Origin of the sequence: Streptomyces sp. 378, from assembly GCF_030124145.1 — a bacterium.
In the GTDB taxonomy this organism is placed as follows: Bacteria; Actinomycetota; Actinomycetes; order Streptomycetales; family Streptomycetaceae; genus Streptomyces.
This window is the reverse complement of sequence record NZ_JASKMS010000001.1, coordinates 562,525-585,659: the sequence shown is the minus strand read 5'-3', so window position 1 is coordinate 585,659 and position 23,135 is coordinate 562,525. Positions and strand designations below refer to the sequence as shown.

Below are 23,135 nucleotides of genomic sequence, written 5' to 3'. Positions count from 1 at the left end.
CCTTCCCCCGTTGTCGCAGGCATCGTCACACGCGGGCAACGGGTGAGGCATTGCCTGATTCCGGCAATCTTCACGCGGCTGCAATGCCGCACTCCGAACAGTCGGACGGTCGGCGGGCGAAGCGGTGCCGACGCCCTGTGACACCACGTCAGGAACCTGTACCGTTCCCAGCGGTGTGCCGGGAAGTCCGGTCGGTGATCTTGACGGAAGAAGCCGGAGAAGCTTCGCCGAACGGGGGCCCCGACGTGGTGCTCATGACGGTCTTCGGAGTGGTCCTTGGTGCGGTACACGCCCCTGCGCGGCTTCTCCTCCGCCTGATCCGGAGGTGCCGTACGGCATGATCACGTTCCCTCAGCCCGCGTCCGGCGTGCCGCAGTCGGGCCACATGATCGTGTGCGGGGACGACGCGCTCGCGGAGCGGCTGGCCGCCGAAGTCGCCACGGTGTACCGGGAGCGGGTCACTCTGGTCGTACCGCCCTCGCGGCGGTCCGGCGTCACCACCGGAAGGGCGCGCGCCGCCGCGCTGCTCGGCCGGATACAGGCCGCCATGAACCGCACGGAGGACGCGGCCGATTCCGGGGCGACCGGCACAGCCCGCATCGTCGAGACTCCCGTACTCGACGAAGCCGCCCTGGCCGAGGTGGGCGTGCGTGAGGCCGCCGCGCTGGCGCTCGTGCATGACGACGACGAGACCAACATCCGCGCCGCGCTGGCCGCCCGCCGTCTCAACCCCCGGCTGCGCCTGGTCATCCGTCTCTACAACCGCAAGCTCGGACAGCACCTGGAAGAACTCCTCGACCAGGCCGCCACCCTCGCCGTCCCCGGCCTGGACCCCGAGGCCCTGGACACCTCCACCACCGTTCTGTCGGACGCCGACACCGCGGCACCCGCACTCGCGGCCACCGCCGTCGCGGGCACCAGCAAGGTCGTCCAGGCCGACGGCCTGCTCCTGCGTGCCGTGGAACGCACTCCACCCGGTCACGGCCGGGTGGCCGATCCAGGCCTGTGCACCCTGGCGCTGCTGTCGTCGACCACCAACGACCCGGCCGGAGCGGAGGGTTCGGACGCCAGCGGCCGGGAGGCGCCGATTCTCCTCCCGGACGACGACACGGTCGCGGGCGCCACCGGGCGCGGCACGGTGGTCCTCGAAACCGTCACGCACACAGCTTCCGGTTCCGCACCTCGACGGCTGGCGGCGCGTGGACTGCCGCTGGGCTCGCTGTTCTCGCGCCGGCTGCGCTGGTCACTGGCCGGGCTCCTGGGCTGCGTCCTGGGGGTGGCCGTCGCGACCTGGCTGACCACCGAGCACCACCCGCTGCACGCCGCCTACCTCACCTTGCTCGACCTGTTCGCGATCGGCGACCCGGCCCTCGACGAGCCCACCGCGCGTCAGGTGCTCCAGCTCCTCGCCGGACTGGCCGGTCTGCTGCTGATGCCCGTCCTGCTCGCGGCCGTGCTGGAGGCGCTGGGCACGTTCCGCACGGCATCCGCGCTGCGCCGGCCGCCCCGTGGCCTGTCCGGCCACGTCGTCCTGGTCGGCCTGGGCAAGGTCGGCACCCGGGTGCTGGCCCGTCTGCGGGAGCTCGACATTCCCGTGGTGTGCGTCGAGGAGGACCCGGATGCGCGCGGCATCCCGCTCGCACGCCGACTGCGCGTCCCCACCGTCCTCGGCGACGCCACCCAGGAGGGCGTGCTGGAGGCCGCAAAGATCCACCGCGCGCACTCCCTGCTGGCCCTCACCAGCCACGACACCACCAACCTCGAGTCCGTCCTGTACGCACGCTCCGTCAAACCGGACCTGCGGGTGGCCCTGCGCCTGTACGACGACGCCTTCGCCACCGCTGTCTACCGCACCCTGCGCACCGCCCACCCGCGCGCCCTCACCCGCAGCCGCAGTGTCTCCACTCTCGCTGCCCCCGCCTTCGCCGGGGCGATGATGGGCCGCCAGGTCCTCGGGGCCATACCCGTCGAACGCCGCGTCCTGCTCTTCGCCGCCCTCACTGTCGCCGGGCACCCGCAGTTGGAAGGGCGCACCATCGCCGAGACGTTCCGTCCGGGCAAGTGGCGCGTTCTGGCGCTGGACACGGCGGAACCGGGCGAGCGACTGCCGGACCTCGCCGCCACACCGGCGCACCACGGTGCCGACCGTCCCGGCGGACTCGTATGGGACCTGCACTCCGGCTATGTCCTGCGGCCCGAGGACCGCGTGGTACTCGCCGCGACGCGCCACGGCCTGGCCGAACTCCTCGGCCGTCCGTCACGGATGGGGGTGCGAACCACTGACGCCTAGGCCCCTTCTCGGCCGGGGTGATGAGGCGTCGTCGAGGGGCAACCACTGAGTGCCGACGCCATTTCGGTGTCCGGACATGGTGGAGACCCGGCGCGGTGGTCGGGTTCCCGCGTCCGCTCCGGCCGGCCGCGCGACTGCAGCAGCCCGGCTCTGTTCACCGCTCGGGGGACCGCCCCAGGCTCTTGATCTTCTCGAACGGATAGGCCCCCACGATCACCACGGCCAGGCCGTAGAGGGCGAGGGCCACAAGTCCCCAGGTGCGGACCGTTCGGCCACCGTCGCTCATGATGACCGTGCCGATCGGCACCAACGGGGCGAAGCTGAGCACCGCGGCCCCGGTGCACCAGAAGGCCACCAGGTCGTTCGCCCGTTTCCTCAGCCCCGGGTCGGACTTCACCTCCGCAGGGACCTCGTACCCGTCGGACCGGTCACAGACCGTGCCGCGGTACCCGGTGCGTGCGGCCAGCGAACTGGCCACGCCCAGCAGGAGGAAACAACCGAAGATGAAGACGTAGGCCATGGGTGCCCCAGGGTTCGCGCGGTGCCGAGCAACTTCAGTGGATGTACTTGACGATGAAGGCGATCACCATGTTGACGGCCTTGTTCTTGACCCAGCCCGGCAGGAACTTCCAGTGGGGTGCCGGCACCGTCGGCACGGGCGGCATCGATCAGATGCCGCCCGTTCTTCGTGTGGGTGCGGGTGGCGGTCGCCCTGGGGCGCCTCGGGTCCCCGTTGGGTGAGGAAGCGCTCAGGTCCGGTCGGTCCGGCCGTCCCCCAGCGTCCGACCCGGGGTGAAGCGTTCCCGTACGACCGGGGTGTCGAGGAGGCGGGCCGGGTAGCCCGGGCCGGTGCGGGCGGTCATGTCACGCTGGCGCAGCGGCTCGCCGCAGGCGGAGCAGACGACCCGGGCCTCGGTGTCGTGGCCGCACGGGATGTGGTGCAGGACCACCGGGGCACCCTCGTCGCCGGCCAGCCAGCGGTCCCCCCAGGCGTTGATCGCGGCGATGACGCCGAAGAAGTCGCGGCCCTTGTCCGTCGGCAGGTACTCGTGGCGCACCGGGTCGCTCTGGTAGGCGCGCCGCCGCAGCAGGCCCTCGGCCTCCAGGCGCCGCAGTCGGTCGGTGAGGGTGTTGCGGGCGATGCCGAGCGTGCCGATGAAGCCGTCGAAGCGGGTTTCGCCGTAGAAGACCTCGCGCAGCACCAGCAGGGTCCAGGCGTCGCCCAGGATGTCGGCGGTGCGGGCGATCGAGCAGGGCCAGCCGCCGAACGAGGTCCGTCTCATGGCCTCCACTGTAGGGGGCCCTTCCCTGGTTGGTCTCATGATGAGATCGACCCGGGCGGAGGGCCTACTCGCGCACCCCGGCCAGGATCGCCGGGCGGCGGCGCAGGGCGAGGGCGGCGGGGACCGTCGCGGTGGCCACGGCCAGCAGGGCGCAGACGCCCGCCGTCGTGCCGAGGGCCTCCCACGGGAGGGTGAGGGTGGGCCGCACCGACAGCAGGGCGAGGGCGCTCCACAGGCCGGCCAGGTTGACGCAGGTGACCAGCACGCCGAGGAGCGCGCCGGCCGTGACCGCCGTCAGGGCCTCGGCGCCGGTCAACCGCAGCAGCTGCCACCGGGTGGCTCCGGCCAGCCGCAGCACGGCCAGGTCGCGGACCCGGTCGGAAGCCGCCATGACCGTGGTGTTGACCACGGAGATGCCCGTGTAGAGCAGGGCGATGCCGAGGACCAGGAGGAGGCCGAGGCGGGTGGTGCGGTTGGTGTCGGGGTGGGTGGCGCGGAGCCACGCCTCCCGGGCGAGGACCCGGCCGCCCCCCGCGCCGAGCGCCTCGCGCAGGGCCGGGGCCACGCTGGCCGGGGCCGTGCCGTCCTCGACCGCCACGTCCACGCGGTCGACCCTGGCGCCGGGGGCGTTGCGCGGGGTGACATAGACGCCGTTGCCGCCGGTGCCGGTGGGCATCACCGCGGCGACGCGGAGGGTGCGCGGCGTCCCGTCACCGAGCCACACCTCGACCCGGTCGCCCACCCGGTGCCGCCGCCACTCCTCGTTGACGATGATCGAGTCGTCGTCGAGGTCGCCCGGTCCGCCCGCCACGAGCGGCAGGCGCGTGGTGGCCGCGAGGGCGCCGGGGGTCGCGGCGCGGGCCTCGGAGCGGATCAGGGCCACGCCGTCTTCGAGGACGTGGACGGCTGTCGAGGACGTCGGGGAGACCCGCGCCCCCGGTACCGCACGCAGTCTGCGCAGGGTGTCCGCGTCGAAGCCCGCTCCGGCCGCCGGGGTGACGATGAAGGCGGCGGTGGTGCGGTCCCTCGTCTCGGTGGCCTTCGCCTGCCGCAGGGTCGCGGTGGCACCGAGGAGAGAACCGGCGAGCGCGACCGTCACCAGGACGGGGGCCGCGAGCGCGGCGGTCCGGCGGACTCCGGTGGCCGTGTTCTCCCGGACCAGCAGGCCCACGGCCGAGGGGAGGCAGGTCAGCAGCCGCGTCAGAGGGCGCAGCACGAGGGGCGCGAGCAGGGCGGTCGCGGTGATCAGCAGCATGGGGCGGCTGATGTACGTCTTGCGGTGGAGCAGGTCGGACGGATCGCCGACGAGGGAGAGGGCCGTCAGCACGGCAGCCGTGAGCAGGAGGGCCGCGCCGCACAGCAGGCGGCCCCGGGTCAGGGGCCCGCTGTCCATGACCGCTTCGCGCAGGGCCTCGGTGGGGGCGGTGCGGCCTGCTCGCCATGAGGCCGCGCTTGCCCCGGACAGGGCGACGAGCAGGCCCGTCCAGAAGGCCGCGTGGTACGGCCAGGTGTGCTCCCCGACGGTGAACCAGGCGGGGGCGAGGCCCTCGTCGACCAGCCGGGCCGCCAGCAGCGGTGCCCCCCGGGCGCCCAGCGCGCAGCCGGTGGCCGAGGCGAGGACGCCGACGGCGAGGGCCTCCGCGAGGACGCTCCGGCGGATCTGGGCCGGGGCGGCCCCGGCGGTGCGCAGCAGGGCGAACTCCTTGCGGCGCTGGGCGACCGCGAAGGCGAAGGTCGACGCGACGACGAAGATTGACACGAAGGCGGTGACGCCGCCGGCGGTGCCGAGCAGGGCGTTCATCGCGGTGAGCGCCTCGCGGTCCCGGCCGGGGTCGGCGTCGGCGAGGCGACGCGCGTCGCCGGTGAGGACCCGGGCGCTGTCGCCGACCGCCTTCCGCACGGACGCCGGATCGGCATGCACGACCAGTTGGGCTGTGGAGCTCCCCAGCCGGGCGGCACGGGCGTCCGTGAAGAAGACGGCGTTCTCGAAGCCGCGCGGGGTGAGGGTGCCGACGACGCGTACGGTGCCGTGGCCGGTGCGGATCCGCTGGCCGGGGTGCGCCCAGTCGCCGGTGACGACGGCCTCGTCGACCGTGCGCGGTGCCCGGCCGGTGGCGAGGTCGTAGGGGGCGTACGCGGCGGTGGACCAGGGGTGGCCCACCAGGTCGGCGGGCCCTCCCTCGGCCCGGACGGGGAACGAGCGGTCCTCGACGACCGGGCCCAGTCGCCGCAGCAGCGCGACGGTCGTGTCCGGCACGGGGCGCGGGTGGGCGAGGGGGGATGCACGGGCGCCGAGCGGGGTCGGTACGCGCAGGGTGTCCAGGCCCTTGACCACGACCGGGGCGGCCGCGAAGCGCTCGGGGCCCCGCTCCGGCGCGGTGATCGTCGAGGCCAGGGCCAGGCCCATCATGGTGAGCAGGGCCACGCCCAGGCAGAGTGCGACGAAGCTGCCGGTGAAGGCGGTCCAGCGGGTGCGCAGGGTGCGCAGGGTGACGCTCAGCACGGCAGGGCCTCCAGACGGGTCATGCGGGTGGCGATGGTGTCGGCGCCGGCGCCGGTCAATTCCCCGCTCACGCGCCCGTCGACGAGGAAGACCACACGGTCGGCGTACGCGGCGGCCACCGGGTCGTGCGTGACCATGACGACCGTCTGGCCCTCGCGGTCGACCATGCCGCGCAGCAGTCCGAGCACCTCGCGGCCGGTCCGGGTGTCCAGGGCGCCGGTCGGTTCGTCGCCGAACAGCACATCGGGCCGGGTGATCAACGCGCGGGCCAGGGCGACGCGTTGCTGCTGGCCGCCGGAGAGCTGGGACGGTCTGTGCCGGGCCCGGTCCGCGAGACCGACCTGCCCCAACGCCTGGCGTACCCGGGCCGCCGGGACGCGGTGGCCGGCCAGGCGCAGGGGCAGGGCCACGTTCTGCTCGGCGGTCAGTGAGGGCAGCAGGTTGAACGCCTGGAAGACGAACCCGACGCGCTCGCGCCGCAGCAGGGTCAGCCGGCGTTCGCTCAGCCCGGTCAGCCCGGTGCCGCCCACGGTGACGGATCCGGAGGTGGGCCGGTCCAGGCCGGCCGCGCACTGGAGCAGCGTCGACTTGCCGGAGCCGGAGGGCCCCATGACGGCGGTGAAGGTCCCGGCCGGGAACGCGAGCGAGACTCCGCCGAGTGCGGTCACGGACCCGTACGTCCTGGTGACGGCGTCGAGCCGGACGGCGTCATGTGTCGTGGGTTCCCCCTGGTGTCGGCGTCGCTTCACGAAATCGCGCGGGGGTGGGCCGGCGCAGTGCGGCGGGGCCTAGACCCGGGGTAGGGCCAGGCATACCCCCGGGCCTCCGGCAGAGCCCATGGCCGGGGGCGCGGCCCGCTTCTACGGTGATCCCCATGCGTCCTCGGAATGTGTGGCAGGCCCTGTCCCGCCCCGGCTACCTGCTGTCGGCGTGGCCGTGGCGGTCGGCCGGATACCTGCTCACCGGCGCGGTGACCGGTGCCGTCGTGCTCGTGGGGATCGTGCTGTCGGCGGCGGCCGGCGGGGTGCTGGCACTCGCGCTGGTGGGGTTGCCGTTGCTGCTCGGGACCGCTCTGGTGGGCATTCCGGTGGCGGCGGTGGAGCGGGCGCGGCTGCGGCTGGTCGACGCGGAGCCGGTGCCCGACCCGCACCGGGCGCCCGGGGAGCCGGGGCTGCGGGCCTGGCTGTCGACCCGGCTGCGGGAGCGGGCCACCTGGCGGGAGCTGGGCCACGCCCTGCTGTTCGCGGGGCTGTTGTGGCCGGTCGACGCCCTCGCGTTCACCGTCCTCCTGCTGGGGCCGCTCTCCGTGGTGGCGACCCCGCTGCTCATGGCCGCCCTCGGCGAGGCGAAGGTCCTCAAGGTGTGGCCGGTCACCACCTGGCCCGCCGCCGTCGGGTGGGCGGCCCTCGGGCTGGTCCTGCTCGCGCTGGGCGCCTGTCTGCTGGGCGTGGTGGCCGGGGCCCGGGCCGGGCTGGTCCGGCTGCTGATCGCGCCGCAGGAGACCGATCTCGGGGCCCGGGTGGTCGAACTGGCGCGGTCCCGGGTGCGGTTGGTGGACGCCTTCGAGGCCGAGCGGCGCCGCATCGAGCGCGATCTGCACGACGGGGCGCAGCAGCGGCTCGTCGCCCTGACGATGACGCTCGGGCTGGCCCGTCTCGACGCCCCGCCCGGACTGCTCGCCGACCGGCTCGCCACGGCGCACCAGGAGGCGGGCGCGGCCCTCGCGGAACTGCGCGAGCTCATCCACGGCATCCACCCCAAGGTCCTCGCCGACTACGGCCTCGAAGCCGCCGTCGCCGACGCCGCGGACCGCTCGGCCGTTCCGGTGGACGTCGACCTGGACCTGCCGGGGCGGCTCTCCCCGGCGGTCGAGGCCGCCGCCTACTTCGTGGTGTGCGAGGCGCTCGCCAACGTGGGCCGGCACAGCGGCGCGAGCCGGGCCGAGGTGAGCGGCGGGCACCGCGACGGGCGGCTGCTGCTGCGGATACGCGACGACGGGCGCGGTGGGGCGCGGGCCGGGGAGGGCAGTGGGCTGACCGGGCTCGCCGACCGGGTGTCGGTGCTCGATGGCAGACTCTCCCTGTCCAGTCCGCCCGGCGGACCGACCCTGCTGCGGGTGGAGATCCCCTGTGACCCTGCGAGTTGAGCGGCCGCTGCGGGTCGTCCTGGCGGAGGACAGCGTGCTGCTCAGGGACGGGCTCGTCGGACTGTTCACACGCTGTGGGCACACGGTCCTCGCGGCCGTGGGGGACGCCGAGGCCCTGGTGGCGGCCGTCGGGGAGCACGACCCGGACGTGGTCGTCACGGACGTGCGGATGCCGCCCGGCTTCCAGGACGAGGGCCTGCACGCGGCCGTGCGGCTGCGCGAGGAGCGGCCCACGCTGCCCGTGCTGGTCCTCAGCCAGTACGTGCAACGCCGCTACGCGGCCGAGCTGCTGGACTCCGGGGACGGCACGGGCATCGGCTATCTGCTCAAGGACCGCGTCGGCCAGGTCGAGGAGTTCGTCGAGGCGCTCGGGAAGGTGGCGGACGGCGGCACGGTCGTCGACCCCGAGGTCGTACGGCAGTTGCTGCGCCGCCGCCGCGACCCGCTGGAGCGGCTCACCCCACGCGAGCGGGAGGTGCTGGCGCTGATCGCCGAGGGCAGGTCCAACAGCGCGATCGCCCGTGAACTGGTCGTCTCCGAGGCGGCCGTGGGCAAGCACGTCACCGGCATCCTCACCAAGCTGGACCTGCCTCCGGCGGACGCGACCCACCGCCGGGTGCTGGCCGTGCTGGCGTATCTGCGCGCCTAGCAGGTGTCCGCAAGGCGCCGCTGTCGTCGTGGACGTGTTGGAGGTAACCAGCGAGTTGGTCTTCTCGCGTTGCCACCGGAGCCCTGCGGGGGAGCCACGGGTGGCCGAACAGGTCCGGGCCGTCCGGACCCGTCTCGCGCTGCGGTGGCCACCCGCCCCTGGCCAACAGTGGGTGAAGCAGTGGCCAAAACAAACCGGTTGGCAAGTTTCGCCGTCGGCCGGATCGCACCATGGTCCCCCAGCCTCTGGACCGAGGAGCGATGAGTCATGGCACAGCAGGCCTGTCCCTTCCTGTCGATCGACCCGTCCGGTCAGGACCTCTACGGCGAGATATCCCGGATCCGTGCCCGGGGCCCGGCCGTGGAGGTCGAACTCCCCGGCGGTGTGAAGGCGTGGTGGATCACCGGCCTGGAGCTGAACAAGCGGCTCCTGGCCGGCCCCGAGACGAGCAAGGACGCCTACCAGCACTGGCCGGCCTGGATCAACGGCGACATCTCCCGCACCTGGCCGCTGGCCATCTGGGTTTCGGTGCGCAACATGGTCACCGCCTACGGATCCGACCACAGCCGGCTGCGCAAGCCCATGGCCGCCGCCTTCACCAAACGCCGGGTCGACGCGCTGCTGCCGCGCGTCCAGGAGATCGTCGACCGGGCGCTCGACGCCCTGGAGGACGTCCCGGAGGGCGAAGTCGTCGACCTGCGGGCTGGGTTCGCGGCGCCGATCCCGCACGAGGTGGTGTGCGAACTCTTCGGCGTACCGGCCGGCGAGGACGGCCCGCGCGCCGCCCTCTACCGCATCATCAACCGCTTCTTCGACACGGCGATCACCCTGGAGGACGCCCAGGCCAACGCCGTCGACCTCTACGGCACGCTGACCGCGTTCCTCCAGCACAAGCGGGAGCACCCGGCCGACGACCTGACGACGGCGCTCATCGCCGCACGGGACGAAGGCGGCCTCAGCGAACAGGAGTTGATGGACAACCTGATCCTGCTGCTCACCGCCGGTTTCGAGACGACCGTCAACCTCATCGACAACACCGCGCACAGCCTGCTCGCCCACCCCGACCAGCTCGACCTCGTCCGCTCCGGGCGGGTGACCTGGGGGGACGCCCTGGAGGAGTCGCTGCGCTTCGAGGCACCGGGCGCCATGTCGGGCTTGCGCTACGCCGTCGAGGACATCGAGATCGAGCCGGGCCTGACCATCCCCAAGGGCGACCCGCTCGTGGTCTCCTTCGCCGGTGCCGGGCGCGACCCCGAGCGGCACGGGCCGGACGCCGAACGGTTCGACGTCACGCGCACCACCAGCCGCGACCACGTCTCCTTCGGTCACGGCGTGCACCACTGCCTGGGCCGGCCCCTGGCCATGGCCGAGGCGACCGTGGCATTGACGTCGCTGTTCGCGCGCTTCCCGCGACTGGCCCTGGCCGACCCGTCGCAGCCGCCGAAGCGGCTTCGCTCCATCATCTCCACCGGCCACGAGGAGCTGCCGGTGCTGCTGCACGGCCGGGGCCCGGGCCCCCGTCCGGAGGAAGCGGAGGCGATCAGGAAACCCGGCCCTGGAGGAACGCGCGGTACCAGGGCGCCGCGAGGCTGAACGCTGCCCCGAACCCCTCGCCGGGCGAGCAGTCGACGTCCTTCCAGAACGCGTCGTCCACGAACCAGTGGTCGACCGTGAGCATGCCGAGATGATGGAGGGCGAGCGGGGACCCGGCAGCCCGGTCCAGGGCGGTGGCGACGTCCACGGCCGCACCGCCGCCGGGCTCGCCCAACTCCCGCCCCACGGCGGCCAGCAGGTCGGGAACCGCCACCGGCTCGGGGTGGCCGACGTGGCGCACACCGCCGCCCGGTGCCGGGGAGAGGGCGGCGGCCACCACGGCACGGCCCAGGGTGTCGACGTCGATCATCGACTGGAGCGCCTCGCAGCCGGTGAGGGTGGCCGACAGCTCGTTCATCAGCCACACCAGCCCGGGGATCACCCAGCGGTCGCCCTCGCCGTACACGAGGTGGGGACGCAGCACCAGACCGCCGGCGTCGAGGACGTGCCGTTCGGCGGTGGCCCGGGTGCGGCTGGTGGGCGACGCGGGCGCGATCGGCACCTCCCCGGGGCGCACGCCGGGGAACGGGCCCCGACCGAGGACGGCGGCCGTGCTGACGTACACGATCCGGCGCACTCCGGCGCGCAGGGCCTCCTCGACCAGGGCCCGGGTGCCGTGGTCGTTGACCGCCTGGACGGTCTCCGCGGCGCCGCCGATTCGGGAGGCGCAGTGCACCAGGACGTCGGTGTCGGCGCACGCGCCGCGCAGGGAGGGCGGAGCGCAGAGGTCGCCGTGGACGTATGCGGGGCCGGGCGGTGCGTGCCGGGACAACAGGCGGACGTGGACGTCCGGTCGCCGCCGGGCCGTGGCGGCGACCCGGCCGCCCACGAAGCCGCTCGCGCCCGTGATCAGAAGGTTGACCGTCACGACAGGGACCGTACCGGCGCCGGACGGGCGCAGGTCAGGGTGGCGGTGAAGACGGACTCGCCGTCCTGCCGCCCCGCCACCCGGACGGTCGTCTCGCCGGGGTGTTCGGTGAGTACCTCGGTCTCTATCCGGCAGGGGCCGTGCAGTTCGGCGTACCGGGTGAAGCCGGCCGTCATGGTGCTCGGCAGGAAGGGGCGCAGACCGGACGCGGCGGTCGCGGCCTGGCGGGCCGCCTCGAACAGGACCATGCCGGGGACGTGGTCGTTGGTTCGCTGGAAGAGGACCGGGTGGCCGGTGTCGACGCGCAGGTGCCAGACGCCGGGCTGTTCGGTGGGGGCGAGGACGACGTCCTCCGGGCGGGCTCGTCCCGCGGTCCGCGGCGGTATGCCGGGCAGCAGCGGCACCGGCGTGTCCGGGGCGTCCAGCTTCGCCGCCCGCAGGCGCCGGTAGGCGCGCGACGAGGTGCAGCCGGTGCTGCCGGTGCCGCGGGCGACGAACCGTCCCGCGCGCCGGAACTCCATCGTGGTCCGCATGCTGTGCAGGCCGCGACCGCGGCGGCGGATCTCGGAGCACACGACGTCGACCTCGACCGGTTCGGTGGCGTCCGCCAGCAGCAGCGCGGACGGGTCGACGCGGACCGTCAGGTCCCACATGACGAAATGGGTGTCGGCGGGGGCGCCGAACTCGGCGTGCGCCAGCACCAGCGAGGCCTGCCGCAACGTTTCGCCCACGATCATCGGGTCCTGGTGCCGGTCGTCCACGGGGCCGAAGAAGGAGTGGTCGGCCGGCCAGTGCGCGGTGAACCGGAAACGCGTGTCGGAGATTCGGGTCCACCGGGCGGGGAAGACGTCCGTCTCTCTGGTGCGGTGGGCGAGTTCCTTGGTGACGGGGGTGTGGGAGTGGGGGGCGAGGTGTTCGGCGACGGAGGAGGGTGGCGCCGGCGGCGACGACGGCGCCGGTTCCGCGGCGACCGGGGGCGACACCGCGGGGTTCGCGGCGGCGGTGGTCGGTGACGCGGGTTCCTCGGCGGTGGGGGCCGGTGACGCGGGTTCCTCGGCGACCGCGGGCGACACCGCGGGGTTCGCGGCGGTGGTGGTCGGTGATGCGGGTTCCTCGGCGGTGGGGGCCGGTGATGGAGGTTGCTCGACGACTGCGGGCGACACCGCGGGTTCCACGGCGGTGGGGGCCGGTGACGCGGGTTGCCCGGCGGCGGTGGCCTGTGATGCGGGTTCCTCGGGGGCGGGACGCGGTGGCGCGATCCCCCGGTGCACCACGGCATGTGGCGGGTTCTCGACGGTCGTAGCGGTTTCGTTTGCCGGACGGCCCCCGCGTCCGGTCTGATCGTCCGTGAGTGCGCTCAATGGCCCTGTCTCCGGCATGAGAACCCCCAGGATCGGCTGCCTGACCGCGGTCGACGCCTGACTAAGATACGGACGAACCGGTTATTTCCAAAGTGCGACAAAGCACTGGGACAGGCTCTCGCGCCCTCGCCACGCAGCGACTTCACAGGCATCGACGGAGATCAGGAGGCACCCGATGGCGCGACAGGAGCGCGCGATCCGCACGCGGCGGACCATCCTGGAGGCGGCAGCGGCCGTCTTCGACGAACGCGGCTACACCTCGGCGACCATCGGCGAGATCCTGGACCGGGCCGGCGTCACCAAGGGCGCGCTGTACTTCCACTTCGGCTCCAAGGAGGAACTGGCGGTCGGGGTGTTCGAGGAGCAGCTCGCGATCACGCTCCCGCCGCAGTCCAGCAAGCTCCAGGACCTCGTCGACTCCGGTCTGGTCATGGCGCGCCGGCTGCGGTCCGAGCCGCTGGTGCGGGCCAGTGTGGGACTCGCCCTCGACCAGGGGGCGAGGGACCTCGACCGTACCCCTGCCTTCCAGATGTGGGTCGACCAGAACGTGCAGCTGCTGGGCGAGGCGAAGACGCGGGGCGAACTGCTCCAGCACGTCGACGTGGAGGAGACGGCGGAACTGCTGGTCGGCAGCTTCTCCGGGGTGCAGTTGCTCTCCCAGCTGCGCTGCCAGCGGCGGGATCTGGAACGCCGTGTCGTCGTGCTGTTCGAGCACTTCCTGCCCAGCATCACCGTGCCCGCGGTGCTGGCCCGGCTCGACATCACGGTGGACCGGGCCGAGAAGGTGCTCGCGCAGGTGCGGGCGGAGGAGGAAGCGGCGGTGGCCGTGGAGACCTCCGTGCCCTCGGGGGCGTAGCGCGCCCCGCCGCACGGGCCCGGCGCGGTTGCCCACAGCTGTGGAGTTGTCCACAGGGTCTGACGCGTTTGCGCCGCCGGTTGTACGGTCGGCACGAGTTGATGTTCGTGCGCGTGCGGGGGAGGCGGTCGGGATGACCAGGGCTGGATCTCAGAACGAGGGCGGGACCACGGCGGGGGACGGGGCGCCGCGTCGGCTGCCCCGGGTGCGCGGGTTCGCCGCATGGCCGGCCGAGGGCTCGCCCAAGGACGAGGGCAAGGCGCTGCGCAAGCGGATCCCGCGTAGCGCGCACGCCACGCTCGACCTGGACGCGTCCCGGCCCGACGCGGTGAGCGCGGTCGAGGAGTCGGGCCGCGGGCGACTGCCCGAGCTGGCCCCGATCAGGGTCGGCCGCATGACCGCCACCCCCTTCGCGTTCCTGCGCGGCGCGGCGGGCCTCATGGCCCACGACCTCGCGCGCACGCCCATGACCCGGATCCGGGCCCAGATCTGCGGCGACGCCCACGCGGCCAATTTCGGCCTGTACGGCGACGCGCGCGGCGGACTGGTCATCGACCTGAACGACTTCGACGAAACGGTCCCCGGCCCCTGGGAGTGGGACCTCAAGCGGCTCGTGACCTCCCTGGTGCTCGCGGGCCGGGTGGCGGGCGCCGACGAGGACCAGTGCCGCAAGGCGGCGTACGACGCGGCCGGTGCCTACCGCAGGACCATGCGGCTGCTGTCCAGACTCCCGGTGCTGGACGCGTGGAACGCCATCGCGGACGAGGAGCTCGTCTCCCACGCGGACGCCCATGATCTGCTCGGCACGCTGGAGCGGGTCTCCGAGAAGGCCCGCCACAACACGAGCGGCCGTTTCGCGGCCAAGTCGACCGAGGCCACCGAGGACGGCGGGCGCCGCTTCGTCGACGCCCCGCCGGTGCTGCGGCGCGTCCCGGACGCGGAGGCCGCGGTGGTGGCGGCGTCCCTGGAGGAGTACGTCGGCACCCTTCAGGAGGACCGCCTGCCGCTCCTCGCCCGGCACGCGGTGCAGGACGTGGCCTTCCGCGTCGTCGGCACGGGCAGCGTCGGCACCCGGTCCTACGTCGTGCTGCTCCTGGACCACCGGGGCGAGCCGCTGGTGCTGCAGGTGAAGGAGGCGCGGGCGTCGGCGCTGGTACCGCATCTGACGACGGCCGGCTTCGAGGTGCCGGACGCCGGTCACGAAGGCCGGCGGGTCGTGCTGGGCCAGAAGCGGATGCAGGTCGTGAGCGACAGTCTGCTGGGCTGGACCACGGTCGACGGCTTCGACTTCCAGGTCCGCCAGTTCCGCAACCGCAAGGGCAGCGTCGACCCGGCCGCCCTCGCCCCCGACCAGATGGACGACTACGGCCGCATGACCGGCGCGCTCCTGGCCCGCGCCCACGCGCACAGCGCCGATCCGCGGCTCATCGCCGGGTACTGCGGGAAGAACGAGGAGCTGGACGAGGCGATGGCGGTCTTCGCGGTGGCGTACGCGGACCGGACCGAAGCGGATCACGCGGAACTGGTGGCCGGGGTGAAGGCGGGGAAGGTAGCGGCGGAGATGGGGGTGTAGGGCGGCCGGGACGGGGGGTGCAGGGGTGAAGGGGTGCGCCGGCCGGCCGGGCGGGGCCCTCGGCGGCCCAGGTCTGCCGCTCCCCCCTCGGCTGCCGGGCAGGCGCTGTGCTGGGGGTGTCCGTGGTGCTCGGTCGGTTGCCGGGGGTGTCTGTGTTGCTCGGTCGGCTGTCGGGCGGGCGCTGTGCCGGGGTGTCCGTCGCCAGGTCGGTCGCGGCGCCGGGGTACGGGGGCGTCACGGCCTTGTCCTCCGGGGCGAGGCCCCAGGAGGTTCGTCACCTAGGCTGGTCGGGTGACGACCCCGGAAGCTGAGCAGGATGGCGGCGACGCCGCACGGCCGGAGGCGCGGCTGGAGCGGGCCGTGCGAGCCGCCGAGCAGGCGTTGATCGAGTACGAGATCGCGGTGGAGACCTTCCGCGTCGAGGTCGAGAACTTCTCCCGGCTGCACGAGCAGAAGCTCGGCCCGCTGTACGCGCGGCTGGAGGAGCTGGACGCCCGGATCCTCGAAGCCAGAGCCGCCCGCAGCGGCGACCCCGCCGACCGGCAGCGGGCCGAGGAGGCCAGGGCGCGCCTCGCCCCCATCCCCGGCGTCGAGGAACTGCTGCACGGCTGGATGGACGGCAGCGGTCTGTTCCCGGAGGCCTCGGCGATGCTCACGGATCAGCCGGTCCGGCCCCCGCAGCGGGTCCGCCCCAGCGAGGAGGCCCGCAGGCTCTACCGCGACCTCGCCCGCAAGGCCCACCCGGACCTGGCGCAGGAGGAGAAGGAGCGCCAGCGGCGCGAGGAGTTCATCACGCGGGTCAACGCCGCCTACGCCCGGGGCGACGAGGCGGAGCTGCGCGAGCTCGCCGAGGAGTGGGCCAGGGGACCCGAGCTGAAGCGGGGCCCGAGCCGCGCCGAGGAGCTGTATACCCGCCTCGAATGGCTCGCCCAGCGCAAGGAGCTGCTCGCCCTGCTCGCCGGGGAACTGGAGGACAGCGCCATCGGCCACATGCTCCAACTGGCGCCGGACGACCCGGACCGCCTCCTGGACGAGATCGGGCAAGGATTGCTCGCCCAGGTCACCGAGCGCGAGGCGGAGCTGGCCGCGCTGCTCGGTGAGGGCGCGGGCGAGAGCTGAGGCGAGGGCGGAGCCGGGGCCGGGCCGTGCCCCGCCCGGTGTTCGGGCCGGTTCCGGTAGCGTCGGACGCATGAGTTTTGGAGCTGGTGTGCCCACGGTCGCGGTCGCGGACCTCAAGGACGGCGACTTCCTGCTGGACGTCCGGGAGGACGACGAGTGGAAGGCCGGTCACGCCGAAGGGGCGCTGCACATCCCGATCAGCGAGTTCGTCGCCCGCTACGGCGAGCTGACCGAGGCCGCCCCGCAGGACGGCCGGGTCCATGTGATCTGCCGTTCGGGCGGCCGCAGCGCCCAGGTCACGATGTATCTGGCCCAGCAGGGCATCGACGCGGTGAATGTCGACGGCGGCATGCAGGTGTGGGAGGCGGCCGGGCGTCCCGTCGTGACGGACGACGGGCAACAGGGGTTCGTCCTCTAGACCCGCCTGTTCCGGAGACCCGCCTGTTCAGGACTCGCCCGTTGCGTCAGGCCGGCGGGTGGGCGGCCAGCAGGTCGCCCAGGGCCTCCTCGTGTGCCGCCGCCGGGCCGAGTGACAGTTCCAGGTGCTTGGCCCAGGCGTGGTACCGGTGCAGGGGGTAGTCGACGTCGGCGCCGAACCCGCCGTGCAGATGCTGCGCGGTCTGCACGACCCGGCGGACGCCCTCCGATGCCCAGATCTTGGCGACGGCCACGTCACCGGCCGCCGGCAGGCCACCGGGTGCCCCGGAGGCGATCCGCCACGCAGCCTGCCACAGGGTGGCCTCCATCGCGCGCAGGTCGATGTAGCGGTCGGCGGCCTGCACGGCGACGGCCTGGAAGGTGGCGATCGGGAACCCGAACTGCTCCCGCTCGCTCGTGTACTGCCCGGTCATCCGCAGCACGCGCTCCCCGAGACCGAGCGCCAGCGCACACGTCCCGGTGGCCAGCAGATCCCGCAGCCACTCCCACGCCCCGTCGGTGTCGATCACGTCCCGGGCGGCGAGCCGCGCCGACTCCAGCCGCAGCTCGCCGAGCCGCTCGCCGCTGGTCGAGAACTGCTCGGCGAGGACGGCTCCCTCAAGCCCGCGCGGCACCAGCGCCAGCAGGGTGCGGCCGGTGCCGGTGTGCGCGGGGACGACCGTGACATCCGCGTCGTAGGCCCACGGCACCGCCGTCTGTATTCCGTCCAGCACCCACGTCCCGCCGTCCTGCCGGGCGGTCACGGCCTGTTCCGCCGGGTCGTGGCCGGTGCGACCGTGCGCGGCGACGGTCAGGACGAGTTCCCCCCGGCCGGCCCGGGCGAGCAGGTCCGCCTTCGCCTCGTCACCGCCGTAGGCCTGGACGGCCGCCGCCGCCGCGCTGTTCTCCAGCAGGGGGACCCTGGCCAGCACGTGCGCCGACTCCCGCAGCACCAAGCACAGCGCGACGGCGTCCAGGCCGGCCCCGCCGTGGCGCGGGTCGAGCAGCAGGCTCAGCAGGTCCGCGTCGGCGAGCCTGGCCCACAGGGCGCGGTCGTACGTCTCGGCGACGGCGCCGGGGGTGAGGGCCGGGCTGGGCACGGCGTCGGGCGCGACCCCGGCGAACACGCCCTTGGCCGCCTCGGCCGACGCCTGCTGCTCCTCGGTGAAGGTGAAGTCCACGGTGCCTGTCCTTCCGGGTCCCGTTGAGCTGACGGGGCGTCAAGATAGAACAGGTTCTAGAAGAAGGGAATGGGTCTACGGGCGGGCGCCGTAGGGTGTCCCTCCTGTGGACACCGGCCGGGCCGCCCTGTGGATAACCTGCGGGAGTCCCCTGTGGACCAGAGGGACGGCGGCTCCCGGGCGGGCGCACGCGCCGTACGGTCGTCCGCGCGGTGTGGCGACGGCCACGGCGGGACCGGCGGACAGGGGCTGTGCCCGGGTGGGTGTCCTGAGTACCGTTCCCGTGCCGATGCCGCGCGCCGGTGCGCGGGTGGGGCGACGCCCTCGCGGCCGGGCGGACGGAACGACGGACCGGGATCGTGGAACGGGGCGGAATGGACGCGTACGACGAGGGCTCGAACGCCCGGCACGGCCCGGGCACGCCGAGCCGGCCGACCTCGCCCACGGAACGGGGCGCACCTGGGGAGTCCGCAGGCTCGGGCGTGCCGTCGGCGTCTGCCGTGGTGGGCGTGCCGTCCGGGTCCGCCCCGGGCGTGCCGTCCGGGGCGGCAGGCTCGGGCATGCCGCCGGAGTCCGGAGGCTCTGGTGTGCCGTCGGGGTCCGCCGAGCCGGGCGTGCCCACCCCCCGCTCCGAGCCGGTCGGGCCGTCCGAGTCGGTCGCATCGCCGGGACCGGTCGCACCGCCGGGACCGGTCGGGTCGGTCGGACCGCCGGGACCGGTCAGGTCAGTCGGACCGGTCGGGCCGGGCCCGGCCGGTGAACCCCGTACCGGCGTCGCCGCGCTGTCCCTGCGCTACCAGATCGGGGTCGCCCTGGCGCTCGCGGTCGTCGCCATCGGGGTGTGTGTGCATCTCGGGATGACGTTCCTGCACGTCGCGCCGGCGAACACGGTCACCAGGGAGCACGGCGAGGCCGTGGACGACTGGATCTATCCGGAGTTCGAGCAGAACTGGAAGCTCTTCGCGCCGAACCCGCTCCAGCAGAACATCTCGATCCAGGTCCGGGCGGAGGTTCGCGGGCCGGACGGCAGGACGCTGACCACCGGCTGGTACGACCTGTCCGCCGAGGACGGCGAGGCCATCGACGGCAACCTGCTGCCCAGCCACACCCAGCAGAACGAGCTGCGCCGCGCCTGGGACTTCTTCGTCGCCACGCACGACGGCGAGAACCGGCCCGTGGGCTTGCGCGGCTCGCTCTCCGAGGCGTACCTGCGCCGGATCATGGTGCTGCGCCTCGACCGCGACGCCGCGGTACGGGCCACGACCGGGGGCGCCGGGATCATCGAGCGCGTGCAGGTCCGTTCCCGCACCAGCAACGTGCCGCCACCCGAGTGGAGCCGGGAGAAGGTCTCCACGACGCCGTCCTACCGGGAGCTGCCGTGGTGGAAGGTGTCGCAGGACGAGGCTCGGGGTGGCGTGCGGTGAACCGCTTCTCGCTGGCCGTCTCGGGCGGCATCGCCCGCGTCACCGAGGCCGCCCTGGGCCCCTATCAGACGGCCGTCATCCGTATCGGCTTCAGCGCCACCTGGCTGCTGTTCCTGCTCCGCGAGCTCCCCCACCGCCACGAGCTGTACGGGCCGGACGGCCCCTGGAGCTGGGACCTGGGTCAGCAGCTGGTCACTTCCAACGGTTCCTTCACCATCCTGATGTGGTCGGACGGCCGCGTCTGGTTCGAGATCGTCTACGCGCTCGCGGTGCTGTCCAGCGCCCTGCTGCTGCTGGGCTGGCGCACCCGCACCATGTCGGTGCTGTTCATGGTCGGGGTGCTGTCGCTGCAGAACCGCAGTGTCTTCATGGGTGACGGTGGCGACAACGTGCTGCACCTGATGTCGATCTACCTGGTGTTCACGCGGTGCGCGCAGGTGTGGTCGCTGGACGCCAAGCGGGGCGAACGGGACCGGGCGGCCCGCGCGCGGGGCGAGCGGGTCACGGACCGGACGGGCCCTGCCCTGTGGGGCGCGCTCGGGTTCGTGCTGGTCGCGGTCACCCTGGCCGGCCGGATGCAGGGCGACTGGCTCATACCGGGCCTGCTGTGGACGGTGTGGGCGGTGCAGGCCCTGTGGTGGCTGGCCGGACGCCGGTCCGGCACCGGTGAACCGCGGATCCTGCTGGACGTCGTCGCCGCCATCGTGCACAACGGCGCCCTGCTCGTGATCATGGCCGAGGCCTGTCTGATCTACGCGACGGCCGGCTGGTACAAGATCCAGGGCTCCCGCTGGCAGGACGGCACCGCGGTCTACTACCCGCTCCACCTGGAGTACTTCTCGCCCTGGCCCGCCCTCGCCGACCTGCTGTCGGCCAGCGGCACGATGGTGATGCTGGTGACGTACGGGACGGTCCTCGTGCAGGTCGCCTTCCCGTTCACCCTGTTCAACCGGCGGGTGAAGAACGTCCTGCTGGCGGTCATGATGACCGAGCACGCGGTGATCGCCGTGGTCCTCGGACTGCCCTTCTTCTCGCTCGCGATGATCGCCGCGGACGCGGTGTTCCTGCCGACGGGCTTCCTGCGGCGGCTGGGCGGCCGGGTGGCACGCGCCCGTGACCGGCTCCCGCGCCGGGGCGGGCGTACGCCGGTCCCGCGACAGCGCGCGCCCGAGAGCCCCGAGGCGGCGCACGTAGGCTTCGGGGCATGACCGACCCCGTGACCGCCTGGCACCGGCTCGCCGGCGAGACCGTCCTGCTCGACGGGTTCCACGCCCTCAAGCACGCGCTGCGTTTCGGCGCCGAGGTGCCCTTGGCGGTCACCGCCGACCGGGCGGCCGCTCTCGCCCTCGCCGACGAGTTGGCCCCGGACGTACGGGACGCGCTGGCCGGGCTGCTGACGGAGGTGCCGCACCGGACGTACGCGACGTTCGTGCCGCGTGCGCACCCCACCGCCGTGGCCGCCCTGGCCGTCCGGCCCTCCCGCGCCCGCCACCTGGAGAAGCTGGCGCAGGTGCCCCGCACGGCGCCGGTCGTCGTTCTCGACAACCCGCGCAACCTCGGCAACGCGGGCGCGGTGATCCGCCTGGCCGCCGGGTTCGGTGCGACCGGCGTGGTGACGACCGGGACGGTCGACCCCTGGCACCCCACCGTCGTACGCGGTGGGGCGGGACTGCACTTCGCTACGGCCGTGGAGCGTCTCGAGGTGTCCGAGCTGCCGCCCGGACCCCTGTTCGCCCTCGATCCGGAGGGTGACGACATCCGGGCCGTCACCCTCCCGGACGACGCCGTCCTCGCCTTCGGCTCCGAACGCACCGGCCTGTGCACGGAACTGCGCGCGCGTGCGGACCACTTGCTGTCGCTCCCGATGCGCCCCCAGGTGAGCAGCTACAACCTGGCGACGAGCGTGGCGATGACCCTGTACCACTGGAGCTGCGGTGCCTCCTAGTACTCCAGCAGCGGTTCGCTATCTGGCCTGGTCAGAGGCATCGTGGGGAGTGTAGTGGGCTGATGGCATGTCAGGGGCGGTCTTGCCGGACCGCCCCTCCAACGAGTGGCATCGTCGCCGGTAGTGGCAGTGTCTGGCGACGGCCTGACGCCTGCGCCGCCACCGTGACCAGCTCATTGCGTGGATGCGAAGCGGCGGGCGGGATCGGTGCGCGAGGCCAGCTGCCAGCAGCCGGCGGATTTCCGCCACGGTGAGCGGAACCAGGGTGGAACCGTTTCTGCAGCCCCCTTTGCCGCTGCCTGCGCCGCGGTGACCGCGAGAAAAGGCGTGCGCAAGCATGGCCAGGGTGACCCGGCGGGACCAGGACGAGTAGCGCCGGACCTGGTGCTCGCCCAAGGCCGCCAAGCCTTTGCCGGACTGGAAAAACTCCTCGACCCGCCACCTTGATCCAGCGACGCGCACCAGGGTGGTCAGCGGCACTGCGGCCGGCGAGTAGCAGCGGTAGTACGCGAGTTCGCCGGTGCTGCGGTTGCGGCGGATCAGCAACTGCTGGCTCCCGGGCCGGGGGTCGGTGAGGTCGATGACGGCCCAGTCGTAGAAGCGGTGGCCCTTGGCTCCGACCCCTGCGGACAGCTTCTGCCAGGCCCTCTTGGGCACCTTCCTGGCCAGTGTGTCCGCGCGGAACTTCCCGGCGCCTGTGGTGACTTCGTGCGAGCAGGCCACCGCTAGGACGTAGCCGGTCCCGCGTTCCTCCAGCGCGGCGCGCAGCCTCGGGTTGCCGCCGTAGACCTCGTCTCCCGCGACCCATGCGGCCCGGTGGCCGGCGTCCAGGAATCGGGTGACCATGCGGGCGGCCAGCTCTGGCTTGGTCGCGAACTCCGTCTTGTCACCGAGTCCGGCGGCCCGGCAGCGGTCGGGGTCGGAGGTCCAGGAACGCGGAACATAGAGTTCCCGGTCGATCGCCGCGTGCCCTCGCGGGGTCGAGTAGGCGAGGTAAACGGCTACCTGGCTGTTCTCGACGCGTCCGGCGGTGCCGGTGTACTGGCGCTGGACACCGACAGTGTCGGTGCCTTTCTTCACGTCGCCGGTCTCGTCGACCACCAGCACCGCCTCGTCGTCGTGCAGATACTCCACCACGTAGTCACCCACGTCGTCGCGGACCTGGTCGGCGTCCCACTTAACCCGCCCGAGCAGGTGCTGCATGCCGTCCGGGGTCCTGTCCCCGACCCACTCGGCGATGGTCCAGCAGTTCTTGCGCGGCAGGTCCGACAGCAGGTCGAGTACCAACTTCCGGGCTCGACGCCGGGATTCGACCCGCGTGAACCGTCCCGCTATCCGGCTCATCAGGCCCTCGAACGCCTCCTGCCAGTGGGCAGGGTTTACGCTGTGACCTGCGGCCACCGCGTGATCTTCAGTCTTCACACACCGATGATCAACGGTGGCCGCACCCGTCTCCACAGCGCGTCAGGCTCGCGCAGCGTCTGTCTGCCGTCCTGTGTCTGGAGGACTTGTGCAACGTGGCGAAGTCTGGTGGGTCCAGTTCGACGAGCGGAGGTTGGTCGTACTGCTGTCGGGAGACGACGCGTCCGGGATCCGGGTGATGCAGGTCGTCGCTCCGGCGGGCGTCGACATTAGCGGTCTGGGCATCGAAGTGATGGTGGGCGCCGGTGAAGGAGTGCCGTTCGAAGGCGTGCTGCGGCTCGCTTTCCCGCGTCCAGGCTTCACCCCTTGCACGTGGCTGACCACTGTGTCACGGGACGACCTGATAGAGCGGGCGGCCGTCCTGTCCTCGGCGAAGCTCAGCGAGATTGACGATGCCCTCCGACTCGCTGAACAAGCGCAGGAACAGACCCCGGCGACGACCGCGAAGCTCAGCGAGATAAGGGACGCCCTCCGTCTCGGTGAACTCGGGTAGAGGGAGAAGGAG

General features: G+C 73.1%; 19 protein-coding genes and 1 pseudogene. 12 read left to right on the top strand and 8 right to left on the bottom strand.

What is annotated here, in order from left to right; translation table 11 throughout:
- Positions 1-337 precede the first annotated feature (337 nt).
- Positions 338-2,290: an NAD-binding protein gene (locus QNO09_RS02710; protein ID WP_283968363.1), complete on the top strand. Its 1,953-nt coding sequence runs from the start codon at positions 338-340 to the stop codon at positions 2,288-2,290.
- A gap of 154 nt (positions 2,291-2,444) precedes the next feature.
- On the opposite strand, the gene QNO09_RS02705 is transcribed toward QNO09_RS02710, so the two are convergent.
- From QNO09_RS02705 to QNO09_RS02690, 4 genes are all read right to left on the bottom strand, one after another.
- Positions 2,445-2,810 (bottom strand): hypothetical protein, encoded by a 366-nt coding sequence (locus tag QNO09_RS02705; RefSeq protein ID WP_283968362.1) that lies wholly within the window; start codon positions 2,808-2,810, stop codon positions 2,445-2,447.
- A gap of 229 nt (positions 2,811-3,039) precedes the next feature.
- Positions 3,040-3,573 carry a winged helix-turn-helix transcriptional regulator gene (locus tag QNO09_RS02700; RefSeq protein WP_283968361.1) on the bottom strand — a complete coding sequence of 178 codons (534 nt, stop codon included), beginning with the start codon at positions 3,571-3,573 and terminating at the stop codon, positions 3,040-3,042.
- 64 nt (positions 3,574-3,637) lie between these two features.
- The gene (locus QNO09_RS02695; protein WP_283968360.1) at positions 3,638-6,076 is read right to left on the bottom strand and encodes an FtsX-like permease family protein; all 2,439 of its coding nucleotides are present in this window, start codon (positions 6,074-6,076) and stop codon (positions 3,638-3,640) included.
- The gene (locus QNO09_RS02690; RefSeq protein ID WP_283968359.1) at positions 6,070-6,744 is read right to left on the bottom strand and encodes an ABC transporter ATP-binding protein; all 675 of its coding nucleotides are present in this window, start codon (positions 6,742-6,744) and stop codon (positions 6,070-6,072) included. The genes QNO09_RS02695 and QNO09_RS02690 overlap by 7 nt, the downstream gene beginning before the upstream one ends.
- A 206-nt stretch (positions 6,745-6,950) precedes the next feature.
- Here QNO09_RS02690 and QNO09_RS02685 point away from each other — a divergent pair, with 206 nt between their 5' ends.
- The 3 genes from QNO09_RS02685 (at position 6,951) to QNO09_RS02675 (ending at position 10,464) form a co-directional block, all read left to right on the top strand.
- Positions 6,951-8,222 (top strand): sensor histidine kinase, encoded by a 1,272-nt coding sequence (locus tag QNO09_RS02685; protein ID WP_283968358.1) that lies wholly within the window; start codon positions 6,951-6,953, stop codon positions 8,220-8,222.
- Entirely contained in the window at positions 8,212-8,871 is a 660-nt protein-coding gene (locus tag QNO09_RS02680; protein ID WP_283968414.1) for a response regulator transcription factor, read from the top strand. The genes QNO09_RS02685 and QNO09_RS02680 overlap by 11 nt, the downstream gene beginning before the upstream one ends.
- 267 nt (positions 8,872-9,138) lie before the next feature.
- On the top strand, positions 9,139-10,464 hold the full coding sequence (locus QNO09_RS02675) for a cytochrome P450 family protein (RefSeq protein ID WP_283968357.1): 1,326 nt from the start codon (positions 9,139-9,141) through the stop codon (positions 10,462-10,464).
- Here QNO09_RS02675 and QNO09_RS02670 read toward each other — a convergent pair.
- Both QNO09_RS02670 and QNO09_RS02665 read right to left on the bottom strand, forming a co-directional pair.
- Positions 10,412-11,332: an NAD-dependent epimerase/dehydratase family protein gene (locus QNO09_RS02670; protein ID WP_283968356.1), complete on the bottom strand. Its 921-nt coding sequence runs from the start codon at positions 11,330-11,332 to the stop codon at positions 10,412-10,414. The two genes, QNO09_RS02675 and QNO09_RS02670, sit on opposite strands and share 53 nt — an antisense overlap.
- The gene (locus QNO09_RS02665) at positions 11,329-12,495 is read right to left on the bottom strand and encodes a ScbA/BarX family gamma-butyrolactone biosynthesis protein (protein WP_283968355.1); all 1,167 of its coding nucleotides are present in this window, start codon (positions 12,493-12,495) and stop codon (positions 11,329-11,331) included. Before QNO09_RS02665 ends, QNO09_RS02670 begins: the two co-directional genes overlap by 4 nt.
- A 373-nt stretch (positions 12,496-12,868) precedes the next feature.
- Here QNO09_RS02665 and QNO09_RS02660 point away from each other — a divergent pair, with 373 nt between their 5' ends.
- From QNO09_RS02660 to QNO09_RS02645, 4 genes are all read left to right on the top strand, one after another.
- Positions 12,869-13,549, top strand: a complete 681-nt coding sequence (locus QNO09_RS02660; RefSeq protein WP_283968354.1) for a ScbR family autoregulator-binding transcription factor — start codon at positions 12,869-12,871, stop codon at positions 13,547-13,549.
- Between the two features lie 133 nt (positions 13,550-13,682).
- Entirely contained in the window at positions 13,683-15,122 is a 1,440-nt protein-coding gene (locus tag QNO09_RS02655; protein ID WP_283968353.1) for a DUF2252 domain-containing protein, read from the top strand.
- Between the two features lie 291 nt (positions 15,123-15,413).
- Positions 15,414-16,241: a hypothetical protein gene (locus QNO09_RS02650; RefSeq protein ID WP_283968352.1), complete on the top strand. Its 828-nt coding sequence runs from the start codon at positions 15,414-15,416 to the stop codon at positions 16,239-16,241.
- Positions 16,242-16,329: 88 nt separating this feature from the next.
- Complete coding sequence (locus tag QNO09_RS02645; RefSeq protein WP_033309945.1) at positions 16,330-16,659, top strand: rhodanese-like domain-containing protein; 330 nt, start codon at positions 16,330-16,332, stop codon at positions 16,657-16,659.
- Between the two features lie 46 nt (positions 16,660-16,705).
- On the opposite strand, the gene QNO09_RS02640 is transcribed toward QNO09_RS02645, so the two are convergent.
- Complete coding sequence (locus tag QNO09_RS02640; RefSeq protein ID WP_283968351.1) at positions 16,706-17,839, bottom strand: acyl-CoA dehydrogenase family protein; 1,134 nt, start codon at positions 17,837-17,839, stop codon at positions 16,706-16,708.
- Between the two features lie 374 nt (positions 17,840-18,213).
- Between QNO09_RS02640 and QNO09_RS02635 the strand changes: the two genes are divergently transcribed.
- The 3 genes from QNO09_RS02635 to QNO09_RS02625 are packed head-to-tail and all read left to right on the top strand — an operon-like array spanning position 18,214 to position 21,208.
- Positions 18,214-19,263: a DUF5819 family protein gene (locus tag QNO09_RS02635; protein WP_283968413.1), complete on the top strand. Its 1,050-nt coding sequence runs from the start codon at positions 18,214-18,216 to the stop codon at positions 19,261-19,263.
- Entirely contained in the window at positions 19,260-20,471 is a 1,212-nt protein-coding gene (locus QNO09_RS02630; protein WP_283968350.1) for an HTTM domain-containing protein, read from the top strand. The genes QNO09_RS02635 and QNO09_RS02630 overlap by 4 nt, the downstream gene beginning before the upstream one ends.
- Positions 20,468-21,208, top strand: a complete 741-nt coding sequence (locus QNO09_RS02625) for a TrmH family RNA methyltransferase (RefSeq protein WP_283968349.1) — start codon at positions 20,468-20,470, stop codon at positions 21,206-21,208. Before QNO09_RS02630 ends, QNO09_RS02625 begins: the two co-directional genes overlap by 4 nt.
- A gap of 291 nt (positions 21,209-21,499) precedes the next feature.
- On the opposite strand, the pseudogene QNO09_RS02620 reads toward QNO09_RS02625, so the two are convergent.
- Positions 21,500-22,552: pseudogene (locus QNO09_RS02620) on the bottom strand (IS701 family transposase); the annotation flags it as partial.
- A gap of 166 nt (positions 22,553-22,718) precedes the next feature.
- Here QNO09_RS02620 and QNO09_RS02615 point away from each other — a divergent pair.
- Positions 22,719-23,123: a type II toxin-antitoxin system PemK/MazF family toxin gene (locus QNO09_RS02615; RefSeq protein WP_283968348.1), complete on the top strand. Its 405-nt coding sequence runs from the start codon at positions 22,719-22,721 to the stop codon at positions 23,121-23,123.
- Positions 23,124-23,135: the final 12 nt, after the last annotated feature.